The organism is Oleiphilus sp. HI0079 (genome assembly GCF_001635105.1).
This window is the reverse complement of record NZ_LWFT01000536.1, coordinates 1-9,949: the sequence shown is the minus strand read 5'-3', so window position 1 is coordinate 9,949 and position 9,949 is coordinate 1. Positions and strand designations below refer to the sequence as shown.

The 9,949-nt window shown below is 48.2% G+C and carries 8 protein-coding genes; 1 reads left to right on the top strand and 7 read right to left on the bottom strand.

Going from position 1 to position 9,949, the window contains the following annotated elements; genetic code table 11:
- From rplI to rpsF, 3 genes are all read right to left on the bottom strand, one after another.
- Window positions 1-396: 50S ribosomal protein L9 (gene rplI / locus A3750_RS08010; RefSeq protein ID WP_068548155.1), on the bottom strand; the 396-nt coding region annotated here is incomplete at its 3' end.
- A 1,021-nt stretch (window positions 397-1,417) separates the two neighbouring features.
- The gene (gene rpsR / locus A3750_RS08000) at window positions 1,418-1,648 is read right to left on the bottom strand and encodes a 30S ribosomal protein S18 (protein WP_068453544.1); all 231 of its coding nucleotides are present in this window, start codon (window positions 1,646-1,648) and stop codon (window positions 1,418-1,420) included.
- A 20-nt stretch (window positions 1,649-1,668) separates the two neighbouring features.
- Window positions 1,669-2,106, bottom strand: a complete 438-nt coding sequence (gene rpsF, locus A3750_RS07995; RefSeq protein ID WP_068453546.1) for a 30S ribosomal protein S6 — start codon at window positions 2,104-2,106, stop codon at window positions 1,669-1,671.
- Window positions 2,107-2,385: 279 nt separating this feature from the next.
- Between rpsF and argF the strand changes: the two genes are divergently transcribed.
- Window positions 2,386-3,390, top strand: a complete 1,005-nt coding sequence (argF, locus tag A3750_RS07990) for an ornithine carbamoyltransferase (protein WP_068453548.1) — start codon at window positions 2,386-2,388, stop codon at window positions 3,388-3,390.
- Between the two features lies 1 nt (window position 3,391).
- Here the strand turns inward: argF and tilS are convergent, their stop codons facing one another.
- The 4 genes from tilS to A3750_RS26025 all read right to left on the bottom strand — a co-directional run.
- On the bottom strand, window positions 3,392-4,618 hold the full coding sequence (gene tilS, locus A3750_RS07985; protein ID WP_068453550.1) for a tRNA lysidine(34) synthetase TilS: 1,227 nt from the start codon (window positions 4,616-4,618) through the stop codon (window positions 3,392-3,394).
- Window positions 4,605-5,555: an acetyl-CoA carboxylase carboxyltransferase subunit alpha gene (locus A3750_RS07980; protein ID WP_068453555.1), complete on the bottom strand. Its 951-nt coding sequence runs from the start codon at window positions 5,553-5,555 to the stop codon at window positions 4,605-4,607. The genes tilS and A3750_RS07980 overlap by 14 nt, the downstream gene beginning before the upstream one ends.
- Before the next feature lie 117 nt (window positions 5,556-5,672).
- Entirely contained in the window at window positions 5,673-9,161 is a 3,489-nt protein-coding gene (gene dnaE / locus A3750_RS07975) for a DNA polymerase III subunit alpha (RefSeq protein WP_068465244.1), read from the bottom strand.
- 149 nt (window positions 9,162-9,310) lie between these two features.
- Window positions 9,311-9,949: hypothetical protein (locus tag A3750_RS26025; RefSeq protein ID WP_068548153.1), on the bottom strand; the 639-nt coding region annotated here is incomplete at its 5' end.

Below are 9,949 nucleotides of genomic sequence, written 5' to 3'. Positions count from 1 at the left end.
CTGGATATCAATCTCGTAGTCACCAACTGCACGGATCGGACCTTCAGGAAGGCGAACCTCAGATTTGCTAACTTCGGTGCCAGCAGCGGTTACCGCATCTGCTACATCGCGAACACCAATTGAACCAAACAGCTTACCTTCATCGCCAGCTTTTGACGTGATAGTAACTGATTTCTCGTTCAACTCAGCTGCACGAGCTTCTGCTGCTGCCAATTTCTCAGCAGCTGCTTTTTCAAGCTCTGCACGGCGCGCTTCGAACTGCGCAACATTCTCTGCGTTTGCAGGAACGGCTTTGCCAAATGGAACCAAGAAGTTACGACCAAAGCCAGATTTAACTGTTACTTTGTCGCCAAGACCGCCTAGCTTACCAACTTTTTCGAGTAGAATGACTTCCATCTCGCTATCCTCAACTATTAAATCGAATTGTCTCTTTGTGCGAACAAGGATGTTTCTTCACAGCCATCTTCTTCAACACAAGCGCTTCGTTATGCGTCTGGTGAAGACTGAACCCTACTTCTTATATCTACTGCGCTATCCAATAAAGCCATGAGCGCAATGATTGCTAAGAAGGTCGGGAACAGAACGACGACTAATGCGTAGAAGCCGATCATCCATTGTCCGCCTAAATTTTTCTTGCCGATCAAACCGTGCACTAACGCGAACCCGCAAATCAGAATTGGTACTAAACCACTGAAAACCAGTAGATAGCCATCCAATCCAATAGCAGGCCCAATCAACATAACAATAACTATTGCTGTCATGTCCATTGAACTCATACGAAGCTGGTGAAATTCTTCCCGCCAGCCCCCCGGCTTAAACAATGCTGCCTGCCAAGACCGCGCGAGAAACAAACTCCCCACGCTCATGGCAAAAAATGATGCTGNAAAGCTCGCAATTAGTAAGGCATGGAATGAAGCCCTAAGCTCATCATCTACCTGTAGCTGCGCATCTTCGGCCAACTGTTTGAGAAGTTCATCCGTCACAGTGAGCAACATTTCTATCGCTTCGGGCATCAAAACTGGTGTCATAACACCAATCAAAATACTGAATCCAAAGCCAAACAACAGTGTTCTGCGCATGGAAACGCTGATTCTCAAAACCTCTGCCAAAGCAAACGTTGATATCAACACTACCAATGCGGTTGGATCGTGCAATCCGAGCCACCAACCCAAAGCAGGTATCGCGGCCCATACGAATACATTGAGTCCCTTCGCCGTACCATGACGTAACGTTACTAACGCAACCGTCGCAGCACCGAGCCAGAACATCATTGGAACTAAACAAGCTACAAAGGCAACCCCTGCAGCGTTGCGCGGCCCCTTCATGGCAAACCGGGCTAATTCACGCATCAAAGCGCTTCCTCAAGTATTCAAGTAAATTTTCAACCGTCCCCAATTAACTCGAGACGGAGCCACCATTACTCGTGGTGGTTATCGGTGTACGGCAACAATGCAACGTAACGAGCACGCTTGATTGCTGTCGCCAACTGACGCTGGTATTTCGCTTTTGTGCCGGTAATACGGCTAGGAACGATCTTTCCAGTTTCAGTGACATAACCTTTTAAAGTATCTAGATCTTTGTAATCGATCTCTTTAACGCCTTCTGCAGTGAAACGGCAGAACTTACGGCGACGTAAAAAACGAGACATAGTCTTCTCCTAATTCCGAATTACTCTTCTGTTGATTCAGCGCTGTCGCCAGCTGCTTCTTCTGTGCCAGTTTCTGCTTCAGCTTTTGGCGCTTCTTGACGAGGCGCTTCTTGACGAGGCGGACGACGGTCATCACGGTTTTGAGATGCTTTAATTGCAGACTCTTCGGTAACCGCTTCTTTACGACGAATGACCAAGTCGCGAATAATCGCATCATTGAATCGGAAGTTATGAGAAAGCTCTTCAAGCACTTCGTTGCTACATTCGATGTTCATCAAGATGTAGTGTGCTTTGTGAATTTTGTTGATCGGGTAAGCCAAGTGACGACGACCCCAATCTTCCAGACGGTGAATCTGACCACCACCGGTAGTGATTAGGTTGCTGTATCGCTCAACCATACCTGGCACCTGTTCGCTTTGATCAGGATGTACCAAGAATACGATCTCGTAGTGACGCATAAATGCTCCCTTTGGATATATAGCCTTAAATCAAAAATTTGTTTTAAAGCAAGGAGTTACAATTTAAACGGGTAAACATGCAAAAAGCAATGATGCCCACCCGCAGTTTTTCGAGCCGCGCATTCTAATAGCTCACCCCGCAAATAGCAAGGCGTTCGATACGATTCGCCACGTATTACGCCCAAAAAATCGTAACCGCCTTTAGCGTCCCCATCGACTCAAACTACACATTCCCGAACTTTTTGCTATCATCGCTGCTTTAAAAATGCGGAGACGACTATGAGCTTCTCGCTCAATGGAAAAAGCTTTACCAAACTGCTCGACTTCAACGCAGACGAAATTGGCGGCCTGCTAAGTCTCGCCAAGCAATTAAAAACCCAAAAGCGCACTAAGACCGAGCAGAAACACCTCCTTGGCAAAAACGTCGCACTCATTTTCGAAAAAGCATCGACGCGCACACGCTGTGCGTTTGAAGTTGCTGCATTCGATCAAGGCGCCTGCGTAACCTACATTGGCGGCGGTTCTCAGATGGGAGAGAAAGAGTCTGTAAAGGACACAGCTCGCGTCTTAGGCCGAATGTATGATGGCATTGAATTTCGTGGTTATCGCCAAAGCGATGTTGAGGCATTGGCAAGGTATTCTGGCGTACCTGTGTGGAACGGCTTGACCGATGAGTTTCATCCAACCCAGATCTTGGCTGACTTCTTAACCATGATTGAGCACTGCGAGGGCAAGGAGCTGTCCAAAGTCAAATTTGCCTATCTTGGCGATGCGCGAAACAACATGGGTAACTCCTTGATGGTAGGCGCTGCGATCATGGGCATGGACATTAGACTTGTTGCTCCTAAAGGTTTCCACCCGGAACAAAGCCTAGTGAACCGATGTCTTGAAATTGCAGCCAAAAGCGGCGCAACAATCTCACTAACAAACGATGTGGCTGACGGCGTGGCGGATGTTGATTTCGTTTATACCGACGTCTGGGTTTCAATGGGTGAACCAAAAGAAGCTTGGGATGAACGCGTTGCGCTAATGAAACCGTATCAAATAAATTCAGCACTCATGGCTCAAACAAACAACAAGAACACAAAATTCATGCACTGCCTCCCCGCATTCCACAACAATGAAACGCGCGTCGGTAAAGAAATTGAAGAGACTTATGGCCTGAACGGGCTAGAGGTCACTGAAGACGTGTTCGAGTCAGACGCCAGCATTGTGTTTGATCAAGCAGAGAACAGGATGCACACTATCAAAGCGGTGATGGTGGCGACATTAGGTAATCCTTAATTCAGCGCTCTTCGATATGCGAATCGGCAACGGTAAAAATGCTTCGGCCGTTTCGCATATCAATAACGTCCAAGATCTTTGCGCCAACATCACTCGAACCCCCATAACGCACCTTTAAAAAAGGTCGCTGCCAAGGCGGAATTCGCAAACGCTTCTGCCACTGCTTTTTAGTGAAACCTCGAATCTTTTCACGTTTACCGAGCTCACCCCAACTCTCAGCAACGTCAGAGTCTTCAGACTGGCTCTCACCAGTAAAATCTGACTCCACAACAAATATCGCATCCGCATAGCGACGCAAGCTTAAGCCAGCCCAGTCGATGCGAGGCTGCGCATCCTCCTTAGCCGGAATTAACTCATTCCAAACGCGCTCAAACGAAGCAGCCGTCGGCTGGGCAAGCGCTAAATCACGTAACCACCAGCGAAGCAAATCTCGTTGAGACTCTGCCTCTAGCAACCTCAAGACTTTGAGAGAAAGCCCTACCTCGCCGTTAAAAACAGCAACACACATTTTTGGGTAAAGCGCCTTAAAAAGACGGCTCGACAACGCATTCAACCTACGATGACCATGCACCAACTCAGCCAAAATAACGAACAGTTGTGGCTCTTGTTTCTGCAATTTAGGCAGGACTTGATGCCGAATACGATTACGGGCAATGCACAATGCCTTATTGGAGTCATCCTCAACCCACTTTAGGTTATGCTCTACCGCGTAGCGCTCAAGATCTGCTCGCCGAACATTAAGAAAGGGGCGAAATAAAACGCCAGATTGAAGCTCTCTGGATTCAGGAATACCGGCCAGCAAACTTCCATCACCACGCCGCATAAGCCGCATTAATATCGTTTCGAATTGATCATCCTCGTGATGCGCCATCAACAGCACATCTCTGCAAGACAAGTACTGGTTAAATGCCGCGTAACGAGCCTCTCGCGCAGCACGCTCGAAGCTCCCGCCCGAGCCCCTAATCGAAACACGTTCAACAATAAGCGGTATGTCTAGGCGCTCACATTCAGCCCGACAGTGCTCTGACCAACGATCGGCATGCGCACTAATGCCGTGATGAACATGGATCGCCTTTAGTTGAATCCGCCGTTTTGAGGACTGAGTTTTTGCGGCGCGCTTCGCCAAATGAAGTAAGACAGTGGAGTCTAGCCCACCACTATAAGCAACATAAAATGTGGAAGAATCAGGATAAGAAGCGAACGCTCTTTCCAGTTTAGCCTTTATCATACGCAGTTAAGCGCTGATAACGCTCTTCGATCAACTCTTCGACCGGAGTGTCGCGCAGAGCGCGAATATCAACAAGCAGACGCTCTTTGAGCGACTCGGCCATAGCTTGCACATCTCGATGCGCACCACCCAGAGGCTCTTCAATAATCTGATCAATCAAACCCAGCTCTTTCAACCGAGGGGCCGTCACACCCATCGCGGTTGCAGCATCAGCCGCATACTCGGCACTTTTCCAGAGGATAGACGCGCAGCCCTCGGGAGAGATGACAGAATACGTTGCATACTCCAGCATGTTCAATCGATCACACACTCCGATCGCCAATGCGCCACCAGAGCCTCCCTCACCGATCACCGTTGAGATAATCGGGGTTTTCAAACGCGACATCACGGCAATATTGCGCGCAATCGCCTCGCTCTGACCACGTTCCTCAGCACCAATACCGGGAAACGCTCCAGGCGTATCGATTAAGGTCACAATGGGCAGATTAAAACGCTCAGCCATTTCCATTAACCGTTTTGCCTTACGGTAGCCCTCTGGCATCGGCATGCCAAAATTACGTTTTACTTTTTCTTTAACATCCCGACCTTTTTGCTGGCCGATCACCATTACGGAATAGGAGCCAAGCCTTGCCAACCCTCCGACAATGGACGGATCGTCTGCAAATGTTCTATCGCCATGCAACTCTTCAAATTCGTCAAAGATCTGGTCGATATAGTCCAAGGTGTAAGGTCGCTTAGGATGGCGCGCAATACGGGTAATATCCCAAGGCGTTAGATTTGAGAAGATCGACTTAGTTTGCGCGATGCATTCACGTTCCAGACGCTCTATTGCGTCAGTCAAATTCATATCTTGGCTATTACCGACCATACGTAACTCGGAGATTTTCTCTTCGAGGTCGACAATCGGCTGTTCAAAGTCAAGGTACTGTAAATTCATATAAACCCAAGTCGAAAACGGTGTATGCCTAATACGGCCTTCCATACAGCTGAATGGAACGCAGAACGCTCCAAAGACAAAGTGCATTAGGCACAAGTATAGCCGTAATTTAAAGCCCTAATTGTACTCAAGAATGACTTTTTCTTTACCTAAAATATGCGCAAGCTCAAAGAGCGCCTCATCATCCGGCCTAAGTCGCCATGCTTCACCTAATGCAATCGTCGTCTCGGCATCGTTACGACAGTAGCGAAGAGTTACCGGGCAGCCGCCACCCTGATAAGGCGCCAGCACACTTTTAAGCTCTTTGAGGAAACCATTCTTGAACTGATCTGCATGCACATTCAAGACAAGTTGAGATGCATATTGCTGCCGGGCATCGACCAGAGACATCACCTTATCAACACGTAGCTTTAAATTGCCCGAGAAGTCGTCATGACTCACTCCACCCTCAATAACAACGACGGTGTCTTTATTGAGTTGATCTTTAAACTCATCATAAGCGTCAGAAAAAAGCGTCGCTTCAATGCGCGCAGAACGATCATCCAAGGTCACGAAGCACATGTTTTGGCCGCGCTTATTTTTCATTAATCGCAAATCAACAATTAAGCCCGCTATCGCAATCTTATTGCGACTAGGCTTCAAATCAATAATCGCATTGCGCGCAAAGCGACGCACCTCAGACTCATACTCATCAAAGGGATGCCCAGTGAGATACAAACCAAGAGTGTCTTTCTCATGTGCGAGGCGCTGCTTTTCAGACCACTCCCTAATTCCTTCCGAGCGCTGGTAAACATCATCAACACTCTCGTCCGGCACAACAGCGCCAAACAAATCACTCATACCAGCATTTTGATTGCGAGAGTTCTGATCAGCACGTTTGATCGCTTCCTCTATCGTCGCCATCAAGCGCGCTCGATTCGGGCCAATTTCATCCAGTGCGCCGGAAAAAATCAGAGCTTCAAGCGCTCGCTTGTTCACCTTGCGCAAATCAACACGGTCGCAAAAATCAAACAGGTTTTTGAACGCGCCACCTTCAGCACGCGCCGCTAGAATACTTTCGACTGGCCCCTCGCCCAAGCCCTTAACCGCACCCAAGCCGTATACAATTTGACCCTGTTCGTCCACAGTGAATGTATAGTCACTGACATTTACATTTGGCAGAACGATAGCAAGCTTCATCTTGCGACACTCTTCAATGAGCGTGACCACCTTATCGGTGTTTTGCATATCCGCGGTCAGCACCGCCGCCATAAATTCCGCAGGAAAGTGTGTTTTCAACCAAAGCGTTTGATAGGAAACAAGTGCATAAGCAGCAGAGTGCGATTTGTTAAAACCATAGCCAGCAAATTTCTCTACCAGATCAAAGATTTTGAGCGCCAAGTCGCCATCAATACCCTGATCAATCGCCCCGGACTCAAACAAGCCTCGCTGCTTGGCCATCTCCTCAGGCTTTTTCTTACCCATTGCCCGACGCAATACATCCGCGCCGCCAAGCGTATAACCGGCAAGAACCTGCGCGATCTGCATTACCTGTTCCTGATAAACGATAACCCCGTAGGTTGGTTCAAGAATAGGCTTCAGGCTCTCATGCTGAAAATCCGGATGCGGATAAGCCACCGGTGCACGGCCGTGCTTACGGTTGATAAAGTCGTCAACCATACCTGACTCGAGAGGCCCCGGACGAAACAGCGCAACTAGCGCGATCATATCTTCTAGGTTATCAGGCTGAAGCCGACGAATCAGATCCTTCATACCGCGTGATTCCAGCTGGAAGACGGCCGTCGTCTCAGCGGTTTTTAGCAGTCGAAACGACTCTGGATCATCAAGCGGAATACGCTCAATGTTTATCGCCTCTTTACCCTCTTGTTCACGCCTTGGATTGATCATCTTCAACGCCCAATCGACGATCGTTAGGGTACGAAGGCCAAGGAAGTCAAACTTAACCAGACCGGCATCTTCAACATCGTTTTTATCAAACTGCGTAACGAGGCCACCGCCTTCCTCATCACAGTAAAGTGCTGAAAAATCGGTAAGTTTGGTTGGCGCGATCACAACACCACCAGCGTGTTTACCAACGTTTCGAGTAATACCCTCGAGCGACAGCGCCATGTCCCAAATATCCTGCGCTTCTTCGTCGTACTCGAGAAATTCCTTCAAAGCCGGCTCAACTTCAATCGCCTTGCCGAGCGTCATGCCTACTTCAAATGGAATGAGTTTTGAAAGCTTATCAGCCAAACCGTATGACTTGCCCTGAACTCGCGCTACATCGCGCACCACGGCCTTCGCAGCCATGGTTCCAAAGGTAATAATCTGAGATACCGCTTCGCGCCCGTAATGATCCGCAACATATCCAATGACGCGATCACGCCCATCCATACAGAAATCGACATCGAAGTCAGGCATGGAAACCCGCTCGGGATTCAAAAATCGCTCGAATAGCAAATCATATTCAAGCGGATCCAGATCAGTAATTTTCAGTGCATAAGCCACTAACGAGCCGGCACCGGAGCCTCGTCCAGGTCCAACTGGAATGTCGTGATTCTTAGCCCACTGAATAAAGTCCATAACGATGAGGAAGTATCCAGGAAATCCCATCTGCAAAATAATATCGAGCTCAAACTTAAGGCGGTCGTAATACTCTTGTCGTGCTTCTGCCGTGTCGCACCCTTCTAGAATGGTCTCTAAGCGCTCATCCAAACCATCACGGCATAACTTGCGGAAGAAATCATCCATGGTCATGCCTTCCGGCACAGGGTATTGGGGTAAGAAATATTCACCTAGACGCATCTCAACGTTGCAACGCTTCGCGATTTCGACGGTATTTTGAACGGCTTCAGGAATATCACTAAACAGCGCAAGCATTTCTTCCGTGCTTTTCAGGTATTGCTCTTCGCTGTACCGGCGCTTACGTCTAGGATCATCAAGCGTTTCACCATCGGCAATGCACACTCTTGCTTCGTGTGCGTCATAATCTTCTCTATCAATAAACTGCACATCATTCGTGGCTACAACAGGACACCGAATATCTTGTGCAAGACGAACAGACTGGTGAAGGCACTCCTCTTCGTTTTCACGCTTGGTTCGATGAAGCTCAAGATAGTAACTGTTTGGAAAAATGCGCTGCCAATGCTCTGCCCTCTGCTTTGCCAGCTCATACTTGCCCGAAACCAGTGCCACGCCGACATCTCCGCTACGGCCGCCTGACAATGCGATCAAACCTTCTGCAGCATTCTCAAGCCATGCACGTTTGATGAGCGCCCGTCCCTGCTTCTGACCTTGCGTAAAGCCCAGAGAAATGAGCTCTGTGAGGTTTTGATAACCCTTTTGGTTTTTCGCTAGCAGGGTCATCACATACGGACTTGCTTCATCCTCTTCGTTTTCAAGATAAATATCTGCGCCTAGAATCGGCTTTGCTCCGGCGCCTCGAACGGCTTTGAAGAATTTTACGTACGCACAGAGATTCGATTGATCTGTAATCGCAATAGCAGGAATGGCATTTTCCGACACCTTTCCAGCGAGCGCTTTTATTCGCACAAGCCCATTTACTAGCGAAAACTCAGTATGCACGCGCAAGTGGATAAATTGTGACGGAGCACCAGAAGACATGGAGCGGATTTCACCTACAAATATTAGAAGTGGGGGGTATCGCTATGAAGCTCTGCAATGCTAACACGGAGCATGGGGTCTATAAATCCTAGAATGAAAATTAAAAGTGCGGCAACGAGTGCATTCCAGATGCTTGGTCTGCTCGCCTTCTAATTACGCGTTTTAGAAGTGACTTTCGCGATAGGATCATATCGCTCAAACATGTTTCCGTACTGCTCTAGCAAAGCGTTATAGGTACCGTCTTTTTTGATGCGATCCAGTCCTTTATCAAACACATCCCTGTCCTCTTCAGAGAGAAACAGATAACGATATTCACTAACATCAAACAACTCATGGAACTGGACTTGCTGAAGAAAACGGGGGTCACCTGGGTACTCTCGCTCCACCGCCTGTCGCCAAAAATAGCCAAAAATACTTCGTTCCATCACGATCAAATCCACTTCGCGAACAAACAACAGATTTAACTGCAAATGCTGGCGACCAATTTCTTCATACAAAGGATTGTCTTTCACAAGGCTAGAGAAATCGTTGCCCAACAAGAGGCTCGCCTTTTGAAAGGCAACAATCGATTTATCATGCAAGAACGACCATGGCAGGTTTCCAGGAAAACCCTTTTTCTTCAGACTGATTGCAACGTTGTGAAAGTTAACGACCGGTTCGGAGAGGAAGCCGATATCTACAATCGGCGCACCGGGACTCATAATCGCGTCTACTTTCCCTCGCTCAAAAAGCTCATAGGCTCGAGCATAGGGGGCATAAACCGTTTTGACATTATAACCGCTGCCTTC